Below are 21272 nucleotides of genomic sequence, written 5' to 3'. Positions count from 1 at the left end.
AATATTGATTACGAAGAGGTGTACATATGGCAGTAGTACGTTGGAATCCTTGGCAAGAACTTAACACCCTGCAACGTCAAATCAATAACTTGTTTGATGAAGAAATGCTACCTTCCACATTGGTTGAAAGAAGTTTAAACAGATTTCCTGCTGCGGAGTTACAAGAAACCGAAGAAGCAATTCACTTAAAGTTAGAACTACCAGGAATTGATTCTAAAGAGCTAGATGTACAGGTGACAGAAAAAGCTGTTTATGTTAGCGGTGAACGTAAATCCGAACATAAATCTGAAGACAAAGGGGTGATTAAAAGCGAATTTAGTTATGGCAAGTTTCAACGTGTAATTCCTTTGTCTACTCGCATTCAAAATACCAACGTTACCGCAGAATATAAAGACGGTATTTTGACTTTGACACTGCCTAAAGCTGAAGAAGAAAAGAATAAAGTCGTCAAGATTAATCTCCAGTCAGCAGGCTGATATCGCTTTCTCTGAGAATGCGAATTGCTAAGTAAATACAGGGCTAGTTCTTCTAGCCCTAGCTGTTGAAAAAGGCAGAATTACGACGGTAGATGGCAGAAGGTTTTATTTAACAGGGGATTCAAAACTGTACTAAATAAAACTGTTACTGTTAAGTACTAGCAGCTAAATTCGTTTTATTTTATACTAAAATTGACTCATGATTGATTGCGGATTGCTATATAAAACTTAAAGATTTAATTTCCGAAATTCTTCTCATGAAGTTTGGAGCTAATACTATTCAAATTTCTCAAAAAGGTGAGTAATGAATAATCCAAACTTTAAGAAAACATCGATCAACTTTTTAAAGGTTGTTCTGGCATCAGCTACACTGATAACTGCTGCGTCTGTCGGCCCCGCTTTTGCTAATAAAGTTGAAATTTTAGGCGCAGAATATGGTGGTAACGGTTGTCCTGGTGGATCTGCTAGCGTGAGCGTTAGTCCCGATGGACAAGAACTAAGTATTCTATTTGATCAGTTTATAGCTCTAGGAAATAAGACAGAAGAAAGCCGTAAAAGCTGTAACTTAAGCATACCAATTCAAGTACCTCAAGGTTTTCAAATTTCCCTCTACGACGCTGATTATCGGGGTTATGTTGCTCCCCGCACCACTGGGAGACTAAGAGCCGAGTACTTTTTTGCTGGTCAGCGTGGCCCTGTTTTTTCTAGGACATTGAAAGGTGAAACTGATTACAACGTTCGAGATAAATTAGTGACTTTAGCTGATGTCTGGTCACGTTGTGGCGACAGTGTGAATATGCGTGTAAATGCTGCAATGACCGCCAGTGGTTCAGGGATGGCGACTGTTGACTCTTTTGACCTCGCTCACCGTGGTTTGATTTATCACATTAAATATCGCCAGTGTCGTTAGTTGTTTTCAAAGCGGGAAGTAACAAAACTCCTAGCTTTGGAAGAAATATCAGACATAGGTTGATTTGAAATCGTATAGGCTAGCCTTCTTTTAGAGTAACCCAACACACTGATCCATGTTGGGTTTTTTCACTGCTAGCACAAGTCAAATATTGGGCGATCGCCTCTGTAAATCCGGCAAATGAACTATAGTCTTTTGATACCTAATTTTTGGGCATTAGCGGTTGTATAAGGGACAAGACAAGCAATCACACAGTTTTCATCATCTCTATGCTACGAGAGTGGGATAACACGTTGTCCTAAAATTGGGCGGGTGAACAAAAAGGAAGATTGGGGACACTAGGAATGCTGGTTTGTATGGAATTTGCTCCCCCTGCTCCCTCATCTCTCTTCACTGATGGTTCATCCCACCCTGAGAGGGTTATATCTTGATTAGACTTTAGTATATTTATCTACTATTTTCGCCAAATCGGGTACTGCTTCCTCTACGTGTTTTTTGGCTGTACCTCTAAACTTGTCGTATGTTCCTTTAACGATTTGGCGTTTTGTGTACTGGACTCTGGCATCGGTAACACCGAGTAGTGCATCGGCTGTGTCAGAGCGACTGGTGATGAGATGAGCGGCTGGATCACCCTTTTCTACACCCTCACTCCACAGAGGATCAAGGGCTGTCAAGAACTGGGGTAGTAGCTGCTCGACAACATAGGGAATGTACCCTGGTTTCACTCCCTTGAGGGCTGCGAAGGCGGTTTTCAAGGCTATGCCGCTAATGCCTGATTTGGCAGCTAATTGCTGGTCAATCATGTTACAGCAATCGTCTACAACCATAGCTTTTTTGTTGGGGTTTAACAGATGATCACTCAATCCCATGTAATGTCTCCTGAGTATAAAATTACCTGATTTTTCTGCAATTAATTTTCCTCACACCAATCTCTCCTACAGGGAAGAGTTCATGTGTTTGGGGATTAACCATACATGATTGTGGTTCATATCAATGAAAATAAATGTAAAAATTTAGCAAAGATTCTCTGGGTTTTAGCGGTTTATCCTCAGAAACTTCCTAGCCTGCTGAGTACGGTTTACCGCCATTTGCACTTTGTAAATATATTGCAACATTTATTTACATAAGATAATATTTAATTACATAAGCAAATGCAAATAAACCTAAACCCATGAAAACTGATTTTGATTTCCCTAAAAAAGATTTAATTGGCCCCGTTGTTTTTCGCCCTGATTTTAATAACTTTGAGACGATTAATGCTAACCAAGCTTGGTCATTATTTTTCACAGCGGGTCAACAGGACAACAGCCTAGGACAAGAAACAGAACTAGGTAAGTTTTTCACTAACGTTTTAATTGCTATAGGAGTCTCAGGAACCCTTTGGGCAACCTTCTTCAGGAACTTAGGATAAACGTTATGAGAACCCCAAGCAGATGCCAGGTATCTGGAAACGAAAAATCTCAGATTTAGCATCTGGAGAGTTCCTGCAAACTTGAGAATTGCTTTAACCTTTTAGTTTTCGCCCAGTTGGGCGACTTAACAGACAATGAATCAACCCATGTCATTATCTTTAGAACAACAATTTAGTCTTAGAACGTTTTCTGACCAAGTGCAGCAGATGTCACGTGAACAAGCTCAAGAGTTTTTGCTGATGCTCTATAAGCAGATGATGATTCAGGAAACGACTTACCAAGAATTGCTTAAGCATCAGTGGGAACTTAATTCAGACCCCATTTTGGGTTAAGTTTTTGGATTGCTGCTCAAAGCATTTGGGGCTAATTTCTGAGTAATCTTAAACCACTGAGGGTCACTAAGACCGTGGAACCTTCGTGACCAATTACACCAATGGGTAGGTTGATATTCCCTAAAAAGTTACCAACTAATAGCAAAGCAATAAAACTGAGAGCGATAACTATATTTTGCTTGACTATGCGTTGCGATCGCCTGCCTAATTCTATGGCTGCACCGAGTTTTTCTAATTTATCTGCCATCAATACTATATCCGCTGTTTCTAAGGCGACATCGCTACCTGACACACCCATAGCTATGCCTACAGAAGCCTGAGCTAAGGCTGGCGCATCATTAATTCCGTCCCCCACCATTGCTACGGTTTGATACTCTTGCTGAAGCTTACGAATCACATCTAGCTTATCTTCAGGTAACAGTTCTGCATACACTCGATCAATGCCCACTGTTTGCGCTACACTGTCAGCCGTACGCTGGTTATCTCCAGTAATCATCACAATTTGTTCAACTCCCAACTTTCGCAACCGGGTAATCATTGCTACTGCTTCTGGTCTGAGTAAATCGGCAATGGCGATCGCACCCATTACAGCAAATTTTCCTTGTTCCTGTGTCTGTTCTTGTGCTACCCAAACAACGGTTTTTCCCTCTGCTGCCAAAGACATTGCCACAGCTTGCAGGGTTTCTGGGAACTGAGAAACATATTGCTGGACAAAAGCTGTATTCCCCACAATCACCTTTTGATGATCGACTATCCCCTGGATTCCCTGGCCGGGGATGGCTTGCACATCAACCCCACCTACCCAGTCTTCACCAGCTGCTTGGACAATGGCTTTACCAATGGGATGTTCTGAATAAGATTCTAGAGCAGCAGCTACCTTTAATACCTCAGATTGCGAATATCCACTACCAGCGATCACTTGATCAACTTGTACCTTTCCTGTAGTTAAAGTCCCAGTTTTATCAAAGGCGATCGCTCTGACTTTACCAATCTTTTCTAACTGCGCCCCATTTTTAAATAAAATCCCTTGTTTGGCACCATTGGCAATTCCCGACAACAGTGTAGGCATAATAGCCGCCATCAATGCACAAGGAGAAGCCACCACCAAAAAAGTCAGGGCGCGATAAATCGTCACTTCCCAACTCCAACCCCAAATTAAAGGCGGCAAAAATACTAGCAATACCCCGGCTATGACAATTACCCGTGCATATATGCGTTCAAATCGCTCAATAAACTGTTGAGAAGGCGGTGCTTCTGTTTGGGCTTGTTCCACCAAGCGAATCACGCGCTGAATCAAACTGCTGGATGCTGGTTTGTGTACTTCTAGTTTCAACGCCCCATAACCGTTAAGTGTCCCAGCAAACACCTCATCACCGATGGTTTTCTCTATGGGTAAAGACTCACCTGTAATTGCGGCCTGGTTGAGAGTGCTGTAACCAGAGATAATCAGACCATCAGTAGGAATTAACTCTCCAGGTTTGACAACAATTTCATCCCCTATTTTTAGCTGAGTAATGGGTAGCATTTCTTCTTGACCCTGAAATAAAACCCTAGCCGTATCTGGCGTTAAACTCATTAAACTGCGGATACTGCGTTCAGTCCGCCGCATGGCATAACCTTCTAATGCTCCACTAATGGCAAAGATGAGAATTAAAATTGCCCCATCAATCAAAAGATAATATTCCCGACGCCATAAACCCAGACTAGCCGCACCAAGGGCCGCCACAATCATCAGTAAATCTACATCTAATTCTTTTTCCTTAATTAGAGTAGTCAAACCCTCACGGGCGCTTTCATAACCACCAATCACATAAGCCGCAGGTAATAGCAACAACGCCCATCCCAACCAACCAATATGTAAAGCTAACCATCCCAAAAACAACAGTATTCCACATAGCGCAGCCGCTACAGTATCCGCATGTTCTTGAGTAAATTGGGTAAAACGCTGAGGGTATAGCATGAGAATCACATCAACACAGACCTTCTCAGGTTAAACCTTGACATCAATGTCAATGTCAAACAATTTTAGATTTTAGCTTTCTTGTCATTACGCTACCAATAAGAAAACAGTAAAAATCTTGTTAAAAACTTTATATACACTTAAACAAAATTACCACCGTAATCTTACTATACTGTTAGTATGAAGTTTAAAATTCGGTTGGGTATATTGATAGCTTTATATAGGCGCGTCTAACACCTAACCGCAGAAACTTTTAAACCAATTCGCAATGCCTCTTTCAGAGGAGCTACGCTAACGCAATAGAGCCTACGGATACCGCTAGGCTGTACGCAATTACGTGTTGTAACGTGGATTTAGACCCTGCCACAACACTTGCGGCTTGATAGAAGCCGGGGACTTAAACCCCTACATTTTGGTAAAAGGCTAATTCTTTAAGCTCACTACTCATGTATTGAGTTATTTTGGCGAACTTATTGATGGAACAAAGGAATTTTTTGCCCATTTGTGATTAACTTCCCTATTTTTTCTCGCTTTGTTTTTATTTAAAAGCCGTTCAGTAATGAACACCACTAAAATATAAGGATGAATTTCTATGCGTAACCAGAAAGGCGCTTCTCAGAACCTCAAAAAATATAATCAAGATGAATTAATTGAAGAATTGGACATGAATATCGGCATTGAAGTTGCAACCAATGTCATCATCAATACTGGTTCAAAAAACGATACCCTCAATGGGAAAGGTTATGGTAATTATGATAATTATGCAGATGTAATTGGGATCTCCAATAGAGGCATCATCAATACTGGTTCGGGAAATGACAGTATTAATGGTGAGGGTGAGGGTTTGTATTCACAGGGAATTGGTATCTCCAATATTGGCATCATCAATGCTGGTTCAGGAAATGACAGTATTAATGGTAAAGGTTGGGGTAATTATGCAGCCGGAATTGGGATCTCCAATATTGGCACTATCAATACTGATTCGGGAAATGACAGTATTAACGGTGAAGGTTATGGTGATTATTCAGGCGGAACTGGTATCTCTAATAGCGGCACCATCAATACTGGTTCGGGAAATGATACCATCATCAGCACAGGTCAGGGCGCCGGTATCTACCGGAACTCAACGGAAGGAACAGGCATCTTCAACAGTATCGCAGGCATCATCAATGCTGGGTCAGGAAATGATTCTATCCTTGGTATAGGTAGAGGTGACGACGGTATCGGTATCTTCAATCAAGGCAAGATTAACGCAGATGCAGGCAATGACGAGATCAAAGGCATAGGTATAGGAGAAGGCGCTGGAGGAGATGCCATTGGGATCTCAAATAGTGGCACTATCAATGGCGGTGCAGGAAATGATTCTATCATCGGCATAGGTGATGGCAATCTTAGCATCTATGGTATGGGAGGAGATGGCATCGGCATCTCTAATACAGGCCAAATCAATGGGGATGCAGGAAAAGACCATATTATCGGCATGGGAACAGGCGGTGAAGGAAGTACCTATGTGGAAAGACATATCTCTGACATGGGTGGCCAAGGCATTGGCATCTCTAACGCGGGCATTATTAGTGCTGGAAATGGAGACGATTTAATTCTTGGTATTGGCAAAGGAGGTAACGGTAGAAGCGATGAAGTCCCTGGTGGTGATGGTATAGGTATTTCTAACAGTTCCGACATCAACGGTGGCAATGGAAATGATGTCATCAAGGGAATTGGTGTTGGTGGTTTAGGTAATTCTGCCGCAGATGGACTTGGAGTCGGTATCTACAATACGGGCCGCGTTGACGCAGGTAACGGCAGAGACGAGATTAGTGGCTACGGCACTACTGTAGGTATAGAAGGTAATGGGGTAGAGTTTGTTGGTATTGATGGTGGAGCAGGTAACGATTATTTCAAAGCAAGAATCATTACCGGTTTAGACGCTCAAGACAATCCCATTGAAAGTGCCAATCAGGATGGAGCTATTGCCAATATCTTCATCAATGCAGGGAATGGAAACGACATCTTTGATGTGGGATTTGGGACTGCCAAGTTGGATGGTGGTAAAGGCTTCGATACGCTAATCCTGCCGGTTCTTGGTAGTGGCACCTACACCATTGGCACACCTGATGTTGATGGCTGGTTCCAGATTATGAATAGTGCTAGTGCGAATGTCTTATCAGTCAGTAGTATTGAACGGATACTATCTGGTGGAAACATTCTTGTTTAACGCGAGTTTGACGGGTTAAATAAGGCACTTATATCAAATAGGATAATGCGATCGCCTACAACATACTTTCAGGCGATCTTATCTCTGCGTTTAAAATCATTCTGCAACCTGCTGTTTAATAGGCACTTGAATCACAAACTCTGTCCCTTTACCCAAAATCGAAACACACTCCAACTTGCCACCGTGTTTTTCGGTAATAATTTGATAACTAATTGCCATACCCATCCCCGTACCCTTACCTATAGGTTTGGTTGTAAAGAAAGGATCGAAAATATGGTTTTTCACCTTGTCTGGCATACCCGTTCCATTATCTGCGATCGCTATTTCTACCCATTGGGAATTATTGATCATAGAAGTACGAATAGTAATCAGATTGGAATGTTTTTCTTGAGAATTTGCTTCCTCTAAAGCATCCATTGCATTGACCAAAATATTCATAAATACTTGATTAAGTTGCCCAGGATAGCATTCCACTTCTGGCAAATTATCATAATCACGTATTACTTGAATTGCCGGAAATTCTGGTTTTCCTTTCAGACGATGTTGCAAAATCAGCAGTGTACTTTCAATTCCTTCATGAATATCAACTGCTTTAAATTCTGCTTCATCCATGCGGGAAAAATTACGCAATGATAGCACAATATTACGAATGCGATCTGTCCCCATTTTCATGGAAGTTAGCATTTTTTGTAAGTCTTCAATTAAAAAATCTAAATCAATTTCTGCTGCCAGTTCTTGAATTTCTAAGTCATTACTAGGATGGCGTTCTTGATAAAGTTGAATCATCCGCAGTAAATCTTGTGTATATGCGCTCAGATGAGTAATATTGCCGTGGATAAAGTTGACAGGATTATTAATTTCGTGAGCTATACCTGCAACTAATTGACCCAGGCTAGACATTTTTTCACTTTGAATTACTTGTGCTTGGCTACGCTGCAACTCGCCAAAGGCTTTTTTGAGTTCAGTCGTGCGTTCTTCTACTCTGTCTTCTAATTCTGTCTTACTGCTTTCTAATGCGGCAAAAGATTCGCGCAATTGCTCTGCCATATAATTAAAAGAAAGAGCAAGTGTGTTGAGTTCCCAAATTTTAGTTAACTCTACTGTTTGGTCTAAATTACCAGATGCCATTGCTTGACTAGCTTGGTTAATTCGCAAAATTAGGCGAGCAATGCGACGGGTGGTAAAGTAACCCATAATACTGGCGATCGCTAATGCTCCTAAACACAACAAAATTGTCATCTGGGTATTAGCATTGATTTGGGACATGAAAACTTGTTCTGGTAGAGTGATTACCACCAACCAATCAAGTCCATACTGGTCACGCCAAGGAAGGATATTTACATAATGAGTTTCTCCTTGCCAATGTAGTTGTAGTTTTTGCGGTTCGGTAATTGACTGGAAATCATTAAAAGTATGCTGAATATTTTTGGCAATACCTTGAATAGCCGCATCAGGGCTATCTGTAGCGTGTAACCTCTGAATTTCATCCTTGACGACAACAAAAGGTTTTTCAGTTCCAGAGTTAGCAATTAGCAGTCCATTACGCTCTAAAATGAAAATTTTACCAGTAGAACTTATATCTAAACGCTGTAAAAACTCGCTCAACTTTAAGAGATGAATATCTGCGCCAACCATTCCCAGTAAACGATTTTGGGTGTCATAAATAGGACGACCAGCAGAAGCAGTAATATAGGGAGTATTAGCAGAATTCCAAGTATAAATTCTTGACCAGATAGCTTTTCCTGCTTTCATTGGTTGTGTATACCAGTTTTCTTGGAAGTTATTCCAATCATAAATATCAGTTACATGAGTACGATTACCTTGGTTGTCGGTAGCGTAAGTGTGACCATTATTCGGCGACTGAGTACTCCAATCATCAATTGTCAGAGTTTTGCCATCATAGCGAGCGGCTCCTCCTCCTTCACCAGTAGTCAATCCAAAGCCGATGTAAGACAAATCATACACCTGCATTTGTTTCCAGAAATACTTGCTCATGGTTTGGCGATCGCTCACATCTAATAATCCCATTGCGATCGCCTCAGCATTTAGCTGGTTAATTTTGTGAGGAATAGACAAAAAAGAATCCAGGTGCAAAGCTACCTTAGTGCGGGTTCGCTCCATTAATTGTGCAGCTAGGTTGTTTACAGCTTTCTGTCCATTTTTGAAAGATAGGTAACCAACCAAAGTTACTGTGCCAAAAATTTGTAATAAAAAAGGAACAATCAGTACAAACTGTAATGGGAAAGCTTTAACTTTTGGGGTATTATGCTTATTTGTCAATCGGTTCATTTGTAATACTGCTGGATAAACTGGCTTTTTCATAGGAAGTTGAATCACAAATTCAACTTCCTCAACGAATAGGCTTAGTATTCCCACAGTTAAAATACAATCAACATCAAAATCTAAGTACAAAGGCTTAATCAGTAAACCAAAAAGTTTTTCTCCAAAAAGTGATCGCTAAAATACTTATATTTTTCTATGCCTTTTAATACACAATTCTCTAACTAACAGACATAGTATAGATGATGATTAATTATGATTAGTTCGTCGAAAGTAAAATTGTCATTTTTTTTGTAATTACATATAAAGTTGAGTATGCATAAAATGAATGAGTACCAGCTTTAGCTTGACTTAGATATATGTAAGGTAATTCCTCTAATGTACACTAAGTTGATCATTTGATATTTTGAAATTATATAAAATATGATAACTATTTTTTATGTAATGAGTATTGTATAATACTTGCTTCCCTCTACTCATTTGTTGGTGATATCTGCCATATCCATAGTGGTTAGAGCTTTTGGAAACACTTTTTGGTTTACTGCTTATGCACCGACATAACGTAATCAATTAATTGGCTATTCATCGATATAGGAATTTCAATGCAAAACTCAGTTCCCTTTCCAGACTCTGATACACAACTCAATTTTCCTTTGTGTTTTTCTACTATAATTTGATAGCTAATTGATAAACCCAATCCTGTGCCTTTACCCACAGGCTTAGTTGTGAAGAAAGGATCAAAAATGCGCTGTTTAACGGCATCTGGTATTCCCAAACCATTATCACTAATGCGGATCATAATACAGGGACTTTCCGAAACTTCCGTCGTAATTGTAATTCTACTAGGTTCAGCTTGAATATCTGCAATAGATCGCTGACAATTATAACTATCTAAAGCATCAATAGCATTACTAATAATATTCATAAACACCTGATTGAGTTTGCCAGGATAGCAATCTATTAAAGGTATATTGCCATATTTTTTTACTATTTCAATTCTTGAATAATCAGATTTTTCCTTCAGTCGATGCTGTAAAATCAACAAAGTACTATCTAGTCCTTGATGAATGTCAACTCTTTTTTTGTCTGCTTCATCTAGACGAGAAAAATTTCGCAAAGAAATCACAATTTCCGCAATTCTCTCTGTTCCTATTTGCATGGAATGAATTATTTTAGGTAAATCTTCTAATAAAAAATCTAATTCAATAGATTGCATATAATCTTGAATTTCAGGAACAGTATTTTTATAAAATTTTTGATAAAGTCTTATCAGCTTTAGCAAGTCTTTAGTATAATCATCAATGTAATTCAAATTACCGTATATAAAGTTAATTGGGTTATTGATTTCATGAGCTACTCCTGCAACTAATTGTCCCAAACTCGACATTTTTTCAGCTTGGATTAATTGTGATTGAGTTTGTTGTAATTCTCTAAAAGATTTTTCTAATGTTTGAGCTTGTCTTTGAGCAATTTTAGTTAAATCTTCCTTGGTCTTCAGTGTTTTTTGAAGTTCTGCTCGTTGTTGAGTTAGTTCTAAAGTTAGTTTCTTTGTATCAGTTAAGGCAGTATTTTTAGCTTGTAATAAAAAAAGAAAATCAGTAATTGGATCATGAATAGCAAAATCTTTCAATTTAATTCCCAGAGGAGCAAGACTAGCCGTTTCTGTAATCCAAGGAGAACCCAGAAAAAAAATGACTTCTTGCTCTGCTTGATAAATCATCTGTCCCTTAAGATACATTCCATTATGAATAAACTCCAAAATAAAAATCGAATTTGACTTTTTGTTAATAGTATCAAAATCAACAGTAATATTAGGGCGATTAATATGGAAATGCTGCTCTATCTGGCTACCGACTAAGGATGTAGAACCAATTCGCACTAAAACATGACCTGCTTGTAAGATTTCTTGATTTCGGTTAAATACAAAGTGAAATGGAAAGGCCTTCGCAAATAAGTCTGGCGAAAGACAAAGGTGAGGAGGAATCATGGACTTACAGGGTACCTGAAAAGTGGTTGTACGTGATTCTAAGCACTCGCATATCCCCCATTTTTCAGGGGGATTTAGGGGGATTGCCTACGGCACGCTACGCGAACAAAAACGTTTTGCTACTAACAAGAATACTTTTAAGACATCCTCTTAGCACTCAGTTTGGTTTATATTTCACTAAAAATTCATCGTGTTCAGCACCATCATCTCGAATCTGAGTGTGGGTAATTTCCACCTCTGTATCAAATCTCGTTCCTAATCCCTTCACTAAACCAAGCACCATTGGAGCCAGTCCCTCTCTATCAGAGCGATAGTGTAAGCTGAGAGTATCTTCTTCTACGTCACTGCACTCAAATGATGGGGGTTGAAGTTGGGGAAAACTTACTCCTACACGAGCATGAAGATTATCTAGATTTTCGAGGAACTCTCGTAATGTATCTCCACTCATATCCATCATTTCGCCATAGCCTTCCTCGGATGTGTATTGCACCCAAAATTCTCCAAAGGCTTGCATAATTGCTGAAGGGGATAAATTCAACACAACACTAGCAGCTTTTACCAGTCTGTGGGTAATATCATCAGGATAGCCCTCCATACTGAGGAAAACGTCCGCATCTACCTCAGCTTTCTGCTTAATTTCTTGCCAAATCTCTACACCAAAGCGACTGCATACCATATCGTGAATCGCTTTGTTTACCAATCCATACATAAAGAACTCCTCGAACTATACCCAAGTGTGCTAGGAAAAGTTAGTTTTCAATTTATTCATACTGTCCAACAATTGTTGTCAAAGTCAGGGTTTCTCAAGTCAAACCTGAATTTTTTTGACATATACAACTGAAAAAAATAGAAAACCATCAGAATAACTACTAGTATTTTAATTCTCAAAAACAAGAGAATGACATCCGTATTTATACTATCTAGATTTATGTAAAACTATGCTTTGAGTATGTCAGCATCAATCATGAAAAGTTTGTATTCAGGGCAATAGCTGCACGAGGCAAACTATCAACCCTTTCTGCCCTAGTTGGAAATTTTCAACCACAAAATCTAGATTCAGTCTCCTGTAGACTTACTTAAACAGGAGCCATGAATCCTGAGAAAAGCCATAATGAAAGATTTGACGCTGAATACCGTTAAAAAATTCCGTCCTGGCATCCATTGCTTCAGTAATAGCTAACTGTATCTGCTCGAATTCGTCAATCAGGTTAATGCGGGGTTCAATCACGGCTGCTAACTTTGCCGCATGACTATCATCTACATCAATATGTAATTCAAAAAAGATGAGGGATTCTTTGGGCAAAGGAGCCGCATCCACAATCCCTTGATATAGTTGGGTGTACAGTGAGCTAACAATCCCTTCAGAGGCATAACAGACAGCAGCTAATGCAGGTATGTACCCATATTGACGGGGTATCTTCAAATAAGTCTCAATTAAAGCCAGAGTTTCTGGCGCAGTGGGTAAAGCTGCCAAAGTATCGTCGTCAATACCCAGAGCGCGGGTAAATCGACGAAACAACTCTGGATGGGACTGATGAATATTTCCCTGTCCCATTTCATCAAAGAGATTCTCCAAAATTACTAACTGAGTAGTTTCATCAGGACAGCAAGACAAAATACCAGCTAAGATACGATTAAATTCTTTAGAGAATTTGTACATCTGCACAGCGAGAATCTGTATATCTGGTAGAAGTAAATCTCCAGTCCGACAACGATGTAGAAAGTCGTGGTTCCACAAAGGATGATTAGCGGCGATTTCCTGGAAAGAATTTTTTATTAGAGAAGTCGTCTGTGTCATCGTGTTACTTGTATGGCTAAATGGAGAGGTAGATCAAGTAATGGACTGAAAAATGATTCATCTAGTGCAATATGTTCTGGAGTAACACGTAATTCCTGTAAAACAGGCATCGTATTGAAGCCAGCACCCTTCATTGCTTGAAAATAATCCTCAAGAGTTTTGTGAATTAATTGCACATTCAGTGAAGAACCATCTCTTTTCCAAATACGACCAGGAAACTGTTGATCTCGCTGGCTAAAATAGCCTTTATTTTCAACTTGAAAATAAAATGGATATGCAGCTTCCCGCATATATGGAAAGGATGGGTGAGGAATACTGAATACAAATCGACCACCAGGACGCAGCACACGTGCTACTTCTGCCATACATTCCTGGGTTTGAGAAATTGTCAAATAATTAAACAAAAAGACTGCCACAACTAAATCAAATTCACCAGAATTAAATTGTTGAAGATTGGTAGCACATCCTACTTCATAATTAATATTTAAAGGTTCTGCTATTTCTTGCGATCTCGCGGCGGCTATCATGCCTTGAGATAGGTCTAATCCATTTACCTGTACAGCCCCACGTTTGCTTAATTCTCGACTACAGTAGCCTTCACCACAACCCAAGTCGAGTACTTTCAAATCAGCAACAGGTTCGCACAGTTTTAATACAAAAGGTCGCGCGGTAAAGTCTGAAAGAGAAATTGGTTCTTCCCTAATCCATTCTGATGCTGTGCGATTGTATAAGTTTTTCGTTGAAAGTTGCTCATTTAGTATTGACATTTTCTTAACAAGTTATTTATATTTGGTTGGTTTAGGTAAAATGAAATAAGTTTGCTAAAAAAGCACCCTTTGCTTATTTACTTTTTAACACCCCCTTATGTGTGTTTCAATTGTTGATTTTACCGATTTTGAATTTCTGCATTATTGCAGCGTCAAGATATACAGTTTTACTCAATTGTATCCACCTGATTAATGCCAGCTTGTTATTTTCTTCAAGAAAAAGACAATAAATAGGGCTTAAGTTTACAAAGTTTTGCTTAAAAAATATAAATACTTACTTTATTTTATTTTTCAATTTATCTGCATTTTATCAAAAATACAATTTAAAAAACTTTTCGACAAGATATATAAAATTGAAAAGCAGTATTTTTTACGAAGTAGAAATGGTTGGAAAATTGCTAATTTTTAATAACCGCTTTCATGTTACTCAACAAACGAATTCACCGTTATTGGGTGATGTGCCTACTTTATAAAAAATTCAGAGAAGACAATGATGCAGGAACTATTAGCAGAATTACCACAAGGCGCTCAGTTAGGGTATGAACAGGCGATCGCATTTTCTCAACTAGGCGATCGCCTCTTTGATGAACTTGCGGATAGAATTGCTACAAGACGGCAATACAGGTTGCTATTTGAACACACTTTAAGACCAGAATTATTCCAGCACATCCGAGTTGCTGCGGCTGGTTACATTTGTGCTTGCCTCAATAGTCCCATCATTCTCTCAGAAGCAGAAATGATTGAGCAACTACTGAAAGCCAGAAATACTCTGCCCAACTACACCGGTACTGGTCTTTTAATGCCCAAACGAGAACACGCTCTCGCCTTTAATCTGTTTCAAAAGAGTGTAGCTGATGCTTTCTATCAACTAGGTGCAAATGACTTAATTGATGCAGTGGATTTACCAGTCAATCTCCGCATGGTTTATGGCCAAACTACTGCCGAAAAAATGAGTCTACCCTTTGCTAGTTCCAAGTGTCATAGCGATGTGTGGGCTGGTGTTCACGCTGATGCAACTGTGGTAGTTTTACCTTTATTTGGCGATATTGATAATATCACCATTGAAGCGGGTGAAATGCCTAGAGAAATGGAATTACAGACAATGCGGGTGATGTCAGACTTTGACGAAGGTCGAGATGTGCCTATGGTTGTGTCATATACAGACGCACAACTACAACATGGTACGATGTATTTTAACGATGCTCGTGGATTACATCAAACAGTGAGACGGAAAGCCGAAGGTTTGAGAATATCAGTAGATTTCCGCTTTCGTAGAAAATTCAATGAAGCTTATCGTGCAATGGTTTCACCTAGGATAGGTGGTGTGGAAGAAGATATGAGCGTACCCTACGAAAATTGGCTTAAGGTAGGTCAAGATACCATAATTGTATTTGATGAAACGATGGAACAAGCTAAGGCAAGACAAAATATCAAAGCTCCAGTTCCTCTTTATACTAAAGGATATCGTCTTGTCAAAATGTTTGACTAAATAGTTACTAACCCGCTTTAATCACTATCGCGCTTAGAAAAATCTAAAACCCTGATTTTTCAATGCTTTTATCAATTTAGGCTTAGGTTGGGTTTCACTACGTTCTACCCAACCTTTACGGCGTAAGCAAGGTCTAACTCATCATCAAATATTTACCCATATAGTTCATCTTTTTTAGGTGCTGCCACTCTAATTCAATTGGGACTGTTAGACGCGTCCGGAATATAATTTTGGTACAAAAAAATAGTAGGAAGTAAGATTGACCATCGACCACCAAGTAATGAAATAATTAGTACTTTCGATTATATACAAAAATATACCGCTTGCACCAAACAACTGTTAGGATATTATAACCTATTTCATCATCAAGTCTATAATCCTTTTAATTACTAAAAAACTTTGAATTTATGATGCTAGTCAAAAAAATAGTTAATTCTATTAATAGGTCATCTTTAAATGTTTCTTGGTTAATTATAATTGCTTTCTCTATACTTGGTTTAATAGGTATTCTCAGTCATGATATGTGGCGAGACGAACTCAATCCTTGGTTGATTGTTAGAGATAGTGAATCTTTTGGAGATTTGATTGCCAATATTAAATATGAAGGACATCCTCTGCTGTGGTATTTTTGTCTGGCATTGCTGAGAAGAATTGCCGATAATCCCGTGATTATGCAAATTTTTCACTTAGCGATCGCCATTAGCTCAGTTACTCTTTTTTGCTTATATAGCCCATTTAATTATCAGCAAAAATTTCTATTTTCTTTTGGTTTTTTTCCGTTTTATGAATATCTTTTAATTTCTCGCAATTATGCTTTTAGTATGTTGTTTATTTGGGGGTTTTGTGCAGTTTTTTCATCCAGAAAAAAAACTTATATTTACTTAGCAATTTTATTGGGTTTACTGGCTAATAGTAGTGCTTATGCCTTATTGGTAGCATTTTGTTTGGCATTAACCTTACTAGTAGAATTTTGTTTTGATATTGAACACCGCAATCAATATCTGAATCAAAGCCAGAAATATGATTTATTTTTAAGTGCAGGAATTATCATATTCTCTTTTATTTTATCCGCTTATATTATTACTCCACCAGCAGATAGTTATCTTCATGGTGGCTTAAATAGTGGTTGGGTGAATCAATTAGATTTGCGTAATTTATTCAGAAGTATAGGAAGATTATTTGGTAGTTATTTTTTAATAATTCCTACACACAAAAGATGGTTAGACTTAATTGTCTGTGGTTTTATTGCTTTATTTATTGCAGCTTTAACTGTCATCAAGTTATCTAAAAAGCCTTTCGCCTTATTTTTCTATATTATAGGTAATTCTGTAATTCTGGCATTTACATACTTGAGATTTGCCGGAATGCCTCGACATTTTGGGCATTTGTATTTAATTCTCATAGCAGGTTTATGGCTGGGGAGTTATTATCAAGATTCTGCGTTTTTAATCAATAAATTTTCCATCAAACCAAAAACAATCAAATTGGGTGAAAGATGGCATCATATTGCTTTTATGATCATTCTTTATGTACATTTTTTCGGTGGAATTTCTGTTTTTATTAAAGATTTATTTATACCATTTTCAGCTAGTCGGGAAACAGCTAATTACATTCAAAAAGCTCAGTTAGACAATGAGTTTATTGTTGCTAGCAGAGATGCCAACATGGCTGCATTATCGGGTTATCTTGATCGCAAACTGTATTATCCAGAACTGCAAAAAATGGGAAGCTTCACACTCTTTAAATCAGGTCGTCAAGAGGTAGAACAGGCGGAAATATTAAGACAGATTAATTCTCTGTTAACAAATCAACCAGATGAAAACAAAATTTTGCTAATTTTAAATAAACCACTGAATGCAAGCCAGCAAGAATTAAATATTGCGCCGATCAAAAATTTTGAGAAAGCTTGGGTCAATGATGAACGATATTATCTATATTGGGTAGATAAAGTCTAAAATAGAGAAGCACTCATGAATACTGGTTGCTTAACAATTAAAGAACTAACTGATGCCGTAGGTGGTAGTTTAACACCGCGCATGGTGAGACATTACCATGAATTAGGACTACTACCACAACCAGTGCGATCGCCTAGTAACTACCGCCTGTACACAGATAAAGATGTCATTCGTTTGCAGCGTATCGTCGCCCTGAAAAACCAAGGGTTCCAACTCAACCATATTCGCCACATTTTAGACGTGGAACCAGAAACAGACACCACCGTAAATCTGATGGGACAACTCCAGCAGCAATATCGGGCGGTGATGCAGCAAATATCCCAACTGCGGCAAACAGCATCAGCCTTAGAAAACTTACTAGGACGCGATCGCCATTGTCAAATTGTCCAAGCCGAGGTACTTTCCCAACTCAAATTACTAGAAGTAGAAACCCAAGTGGGGTTAGGGGAACTAGATCAACTTTGGAGTGGCTTGGATGCAGAAGTTCATAATCATGCAGAATCTTTTCAAGAATCGCTGCAACGCATACTCCCAGACTTATCTCACCGTTCGGAAATCGAACAACACCTGATTGCCCAGTTAGTTTTAGCTTGTGGTGATGTTAGTTTAGTGTCTTTTGTGAAGTTGAGTCAAAGTGCGATCGCCGCTAGTCGTTATGCCTTGAAATCAGGCTGTGATATTTTTGTAGATATCCCCACTGTGGCCACTGCCTTAGATCAAACCAGATTAGCTCATTTAGGCTGCCAAGTTACCACCTTAATTAACAACCCCCATATCACCACCGCCACAGAAGCCGAAAAGGAATTTTGGCAACATCAGCAATGGCAAGAAACAGTGCAGAAAATTACCAAAGATTCCATATTAGTAGTTGGTTACGCTCCCTCAGTGTTACTAGAAATCTGTGTCGCAATTCAACAGCAAAAAATCCAACCCGCCTTAATTATTGGCTTACCCATTGGCTTTAGTCATGCACCCGCAGCCAAACGCAGACTTATGCAACAACATATCCCCTACATCACTGTTGAAGGAACTTTAGGTGGTGGCTTGCTAGCTGCTACTACCCTGAATGCCCTTGTCGAGTCATTGATTGATAAACCAGATTGCCACTGCTATCTTAACGGTGCTAATTGAGAAACGAGTTGCGGTATGCGCTGCGTACACACTACGCGAAAGTTATACTAGCGGTAATCCCGTAATAAATAATTAACTTTTATAACTTTTTTCTGCCTCAATACGGTAATTTTACTGTGTTTTTGCTACCTTACAATCTTCTTCAAGAGAAAATTAGAAGAAAGTTAACACCAGATGTATAATTAGCGCGTCTCCTGCTATACCAAAAGATAAAGTCTCAGAGCATCCAGCTTTCTGTACCTAGATATAAAGATATAAAGAGCATTATGTGGCAAAAAGAAAGAAAAGATAGTGCGATAGTCAGTCTGGCATTATTGCTGGCCTTAGCTACTACTCCTATGGCAGCACCGCTGTTTGTGTCTACACCCGTGCTGGCACAATCTGCCACTAACTCTCCCGCTTTTTCACTACCAGAAACAGTAGCAGAAGGGACTACGGTGCGGATTGATGGTTCCATGAACTTGGCTGCAATCAACCAAAGTTTAAGACGAGGTTTTGAAAATCAGTTTTCTGGCACAAATGTAGAGGTTGCTGCTAATGGCACTGATACTGCCCTCCAAGGTTTGTTAGATGGCTCAGTTGATATAGTGGCCATGGCCCGTGGCTTGACTCCACAAGAACAAGCCCAAGGTCTAGAACAAGTGGTGATTCACCGTGAAAAGGTGGCCATTATTGTGGGTGCAGAGAATCCTTTTCAGGGTAGCTTAACTGATACGCAATTCGCTAGGATTTTCCGAGGGAGGATTACAGATTGGTCGCAACTAGGCGCACCTGCGGCCCCGATTCGGTTTATTGACCGTCCCGCAACAAGTGATACCCGCAATACGTTTCGTACTTATCCAGATTTCAAGGTTGCTCGTTTTGCTACAGGTGCTAATGCTACCCAAATAGACGAAGATAATACCGCAGAAATCGTCGCCCAACTGGGAAATGACGGCATTAGCTATGCAATGGCTAATCATGTGTTACAAATGCCAAATGTGCGAGTCATTCCCTTAAATAACACTTTGCCCGATGACCCCAAGTATCTTTTTTCGCAGCCTTTAGTTTACGCTTACAGAGAAAATCCTACTCCACAGGTAGCCAGTTTTCTTGGTTTTACCCTAGCAGCACCAGGACAAACGGCCATAGCAGAAGGGAGAACGGCTGAAGCCGAAGCGATCGCTAAAGGTGAATCACAAGCATTATTCTTAGCCGATCCTATACCAGTTGAGGAACCTGTTGCTCAACAGCCTGCGGAAACTACTCCCATTCCGACAGAACAAATACCACTATGGTGGTTACTGTTGCCGACTGCTGTCATCGCCGGATTACTAGCATGGATTTTCCGATCACGTCTGTGGACAACTGAGGCTAGCAATCAGCCAGAAGCACTACCGGAAAACCAAGCCCCAATAGTAACTGATAATACCATTGTGTCTTTGCCAGGGAATCAACCCATAGGAGAGACAATATCCCACAACGGCGCAGGAACCGGATCGGCGATCGCCTCTGCTGTTACTGAGACAAGTACAGACAATAAAGTAATTAGCGAAAATATAAATTCAAGTAATTATACTGAAATAGATTCTTATGATTTAAGCGAGTCTCCCTGGGATATAGAAGCACCAGCGGCTGTAGTAAATACTTCTTATCCCCAAATGTCAGATGTGCCTAAAGTTCCTCCTCAGCCAGATGCCCCTGTTCCTGCGGAGGAGCCGAATATCGAAGTTGCTGGTAACTTGACACCAGAACAAGACCAGTCAGTTGTGAATGAAACTAATGAAATTACGGCTGTAGCTGGAGGTGTCACAGCAGGGGGTAGCGTTGGATCACAAATGGAAAATGGTAATGATACAACACAATTTAGTGATTCTCAGGAAATAATTCCCGAAGTCCAACCGCCTACAGATGATGATCAGGAAATAATTCCCGAAGTACAACCGCCTACAGGTGATGCTCAGGAAATAATTCCCGAAGTAACACCGCCTATAAATGAGAACAATAATTCACTACCTACATTCTCAGATATTCCTGAAGATAAATTGAATGGAGTAGCCGATGAGGCGGAACCTCTGGAAATGCCAGAGGAAACAGAAGATTTGGCAACAGGTGTGGTGGATGAACCGCTACTAGAGGTAGATGGCGAAAGGAATATTACCCTCCAACCCCGAAATGCCGAGTGGGCATATGCAACTTGGCATATTAGCGAAACTTGCCAACAATCATTACAAACGCGTGGCATTTCTCAATTAGCATTGCGGTTATATGATGTCACAGAGTTGGATTTGAGTAATCAAACACCAGTATTTATCCAGCATTACGAATTGGAACCTGGTGCAGTAGAAATCTATGTGGCAATTCCTCAAAGCGGACGCGATTATATTGCCGAAGTCGGATATGTCACACCAGATGATCGCTGGGTGACAATTACCCGTTCCCCAAGAGTGCGCGTCCTTGATACACCCCCAACAGATACTACCGATGAAGTTTTCTTAAATGTAAATGATGAAAGTAGTCTGCAACTGAAACCCCGCAATGCAGAATGGGCTTATGCTACTTGGTTCATTGGTGAAGCCAG

General features: G+C 39.6%; 16 protein-coding genes. 9 read left to right on the top strand and 7 right to left on the bottom strand.

Annotated features, from left to right (window positions below; genetic code table 11):
* Positions 1-26 precede the first annotated feature (26 nt).
* On the top strand, positions 27-476 hold the full coding sequence (locus ACM0OS_RS16495; RefSeq protein ID WP_414544279.1) for an Hsp20/alpha crystallin family protein: 450 nt from the start codon (positions 27-29) through the stop codon (positions 474-476).
* A 304-nt stretch (positions 477-780) separates the two neighbouring features.
* Entirely contained in the window at positions 781-1386 is a 606-nt protein-coding gene (locus ACM0OS_RS16490) for a DUF4360 domain-containing protein (protein ID WP_414544278.1), read from the top strand.
* Positions 1387-1817: 431 nt separating this feature from the next.
* Here the strand turns inward: ACM0OS_RS16490 and ACM0OS_RS16485 are convergent, their stop codons facing one another.
* On the bottom strand, positions 1818-2255 hold the full coding sequence (locus ACM0OS_RS16485) for a DUF6918 family protein (RefSeq protein ID WP_414544277.1): 438 nt from the start codon (positions 2253-2255) through the stop codon (positions 1818-1820).
* 302 nt (positions 2256-2557) lie between these two features.
* Here ACM0OS_RS16485 and ACM0OS_RS16480 point away from each other — a divergent pair, with 302 nt between their 5' ends.
* On the top strand, positions 2558-2797 hold the full coding sequence (locus ACM0OS_RS16480) for a hypothetical protein (RefSeq protein ID WP_414544276.1): 240 nt from the start codon (positions 2558-2560) through the stop codon (positions 2795-2797).
* 135 nt (positions 2798-2932) lie between these two features.
* Positions 2933-3130: an NblA/ycf18 family protein gene (locus ACM0OS_RS16475; protein WP_414544275.1), complete on the top strand. Its 198-nt coding sequence runs from the start codon at positions 2933-2935 to the stop codon at positions 3128-3130.
* Between the two features lie 31 nt (positions 3131-3161).
* On the opposite strand, the gene ACM0OS_RS16470 is transcribed toward ACM0OS_RS16475, so the two are convergent.
* A complete protein-coding gene (locus ACM0OS_RS16470) occupies positions 3162-5090 on the bottom strand; it encodes a heavy metal translocating P-type ATPase (protein ID WP_414544274.1) in 1929 nt (642 codons plus the stop codon).
* 592 nt (positions 5091-5682) lie between these two features.
* Here ACM0OS_RS16470 and ACM0OS_RS16465 point away from each other — a divergent pair.
* Complete coding sequence (locus ACM0OS_RS16465; protein WP_414544273.1) at positions 5683-7305, top strand: beta strand repeat-containing protein; 1623 nt, start codon at positions 5683-5685, stop codon at positions 7303-7305.
* 96 nt (positions 7306-7401) lie between these two features.
* On the opposite strand, the gene ACM0OS_RS16460 is transcribed toward ACM0OS_RS16465, so the two are convergent.
* From ACM0OS_RS16460 to ACM0OS_RS16440, 5 genes are all read right to left on the bottom strand, one after another.
* Complete coding sequence (locus ACM0OS_RS16460; protein ID WP_414544303.1) at positions 7402-9594, bottom strand: sensor histidine kinase; 2193 nt, start codon at positions 9592-9594, stop codon at positions 7402-7404.
* 529 nt (positions 9595-10123) lie between these two features.
* Positions 10124-11572 carry an ATP-binding protein gene (locus ACM0OS_RS16455; RefSeq protein ID WP_414544272.1) on the bottom strand — a complete coding sequence of 483 codons (1449 nt, stop codon included), beginning with the start codon at positions 11570-11572 and terminating at the stop codon, positions 10124-10126.
* A gap of 157 nt (positions 11573-11729) precedes the next feature.
* The gene (locus ACM0OS_RS16450; protein WP_414544271.1) at positions 11730-12281 is read right to left on the bottom strand and encodes a heme NO-binding domain-containing protein; all 552 of its coding nucleotides are present in this window, start codon (positions 12279-12281) and stop codon (positions 11730-11732) included.
* Between the two features lie 363 nt (positions 12282-12644).
* The gene (locus tag ACM0OS_RS16445) at positions 12645-13370 is read right to left on the bottom strand and encodes a TenA family transcriptional regulator (RefSeq protein ID WP_414544270.1); all 726 of its coding nucleotides are present in this window, start codon (positions 13368-13370) and stop codon (positions 12645-12647) included.
* Positions 13367-14137 (bottom strand): class I SAM-dependent methyltransferase, encoded by a 771-nt coding sequence (locus ACM0OS_RS16440; RefSeq protein WP_414544269.1) that lies wholly within the window; start codon positions 14135-14137, stop codon positions 13367-13369. The genes ACM0OS_RS16445 and ACM0OS_RS16440 overlap by 4 nt, the downstream gene beginning before the upstream one ends.
* A gap of 490 nt (positions 14138-14627) precedes the next feature.
* Here ACM0OS_RS16440 and ACM0OS_RS16435 point away from each other — a divergent pair, with 490 nt between their 5' ends.
* The 4 genes from ACM0OS_RS16435 to ACM0OS_RS16420 form a co-directional block, all read left to right on the top strand.
* Positions 14628-15626 carry a hypothetical protein gene (locus ACM0OS_RS16435; RefSeq protein ID WP_414544268.1) on the top strand — a complete coding sequence of 333 codons (999 nt, stop codon included), beginning with the start codon at positions 14628-14630 and terminating at the stop codon, positions 15624-15626.
* A 407-nt stretch (positions 15627-16033) separates the two neighbouring features.
* Entirely contained in the window at positions 16034-17581 is a 1548-nt protein-coding gene (locus ACM0OS_RS16430; protein WP_414544267.1) for a hypothetical protein, read from the top strand.
* A 15-nt stretch (positions 17582-17596) separates the two neighbouring features.
* On the top strand, positions 17597-18712 hold the full coding sequence (locus ACM0OS_RS16425; RefSeq protein ID WP_414544266.1) for a precorrin-8X methylmutase: 1116 nt from the start codon (positions 17597-17599) through the stop codon (positions 18710-18712).
* A gap of 266 nt (positions 18713-18978) precedes the next feature.
* A partial coding sequence (locus ACM0OS_RS16420; RefSeq protein ID WP_414544265.1) for a substrate-binding domain-containing protein occupies positions 18979-21272 on the top strand: 2294 nt, incomplete at its 3' end.

The sequence above is a fragment of the Nostoc sp. CCY0012 genome (assembly GCF_963920855.1).
Lineage (GTDB): Bacteria > Cyanobacteriota > Cyanobacteriia > Cyanobacteriales > Nostocaceae > Cyanocohniella.
The sequence above is the reverse complement of the archived record's forward strand: the minus strand, read 5'-3'. Positions and strand labels throughout refer to the sequence as shown.

Bases quoted from the DNA above. Each gene is read 5' to 3' on its own strand.
- ACM0OS_RS16480 (WP_414544276.1), top strand. From the start codon at position 2,558: ATGAAAACTGATTTTGATTTCCCTAAAAAAGATTTAATTGGCCCCGTT.
- ACM0OS_RS16445 (WP_414544270.1), bottom strand. From the start codon at position 13,370: ATGACACAGACGACTTCTCTAATAAAAAATTCTTTCCAGGAAATCGCC.
- ACM0OS_RS16465 (WP_414544273.1), top strand. From the start codon at position 5,683: ATGCGTAACCAGAAAGGCGCTTCTCAGAACCTCAAAAAATATAATCAA.
- ACM0OS_RS16455 (WP_414544272.1), bottom strand. From the start codon at position 11,572: ATGATTCCTCCTCACCTTTGTCTTTCGCCAGACTTATTTGCGAAGGCC.
- ACM0OS_RS16435 (WP_414544268.1), top strand. From the start codon at position 14,628: ATGATGCAGGAACTATTAGCAGAATTACCACAAGGCGCTCAGTTAGGG.
- ACM0OS_RS16475 (WP_414544275.1), top strand. From the start codon at position 2,933: ATGAATCAACCCATGTCATTATCTTTAGAACAACAATTTAGTCTTAGA.
- ACM0OS_RS16450 (WP_414544271.1), bottom strand. From the start codon at position 12,281: ATGTATGGATTGGTAAACAAAGCGATTCACGATATGGTATGCAGTCGC.
- ACM0OS_RS16490 (WP_414544278.1), top strand. From the start codon at position 781: ATGAATAATCCAAACTTTAAGAAAACATCGATCAACTTTTTAAAGGTT.
- ACM0OS_RS16460 (WP_414544303.1), bottom strand. From the start codon at position 9,594: ATGAACCGATTGACAAATAAGCATAATACCCCAAAAGTTAAAGCTTTC.
- ACM0OS_RS16440 (WP_414544269.1), bottom strand. From the start codon at position 14,137: ATGTCAATACTAAATGAGCAACTTTCAACGAAAAACTTATACAATCGC.
- ACM0OS_RS16485 (WP_414544277.1), bottom strand. From the start codon at position 2,255: ATGGGATTGAGTGATCATCTGTTAAACCCCAACAAAAAAGCTATGGTT.
- ACM0OS_RS16425 (WP_414544266.1), top strand. From the start codon at position 17,597: ATGAATACTGGTTGCTTAACAATTAAAGAACTAACTGATGCCGTAGGT.
- ACM0OS_RS16495 (WP_414544279.1), top strand. From the start codon at position 27: ATGGCAGTAGTACGTTGGAATCCTTGGCAAGAACTTAACACCCTGCAA.
- ACM0OS_RS16470 (WP_414544274.1), bottom strand. From the start codon at position 5,090: ATGCTATACCCTCAGCGTTTTACCCAATTTACTCAAGAACATGCGGAT.
- ACM0OS_RS16430 (WP_414544267.1), top strand. From the start codon at position 16,034: ATGATGCTAGTCAAAAAAATAGTTAATTCTATTAATAGGTCATCTTTA.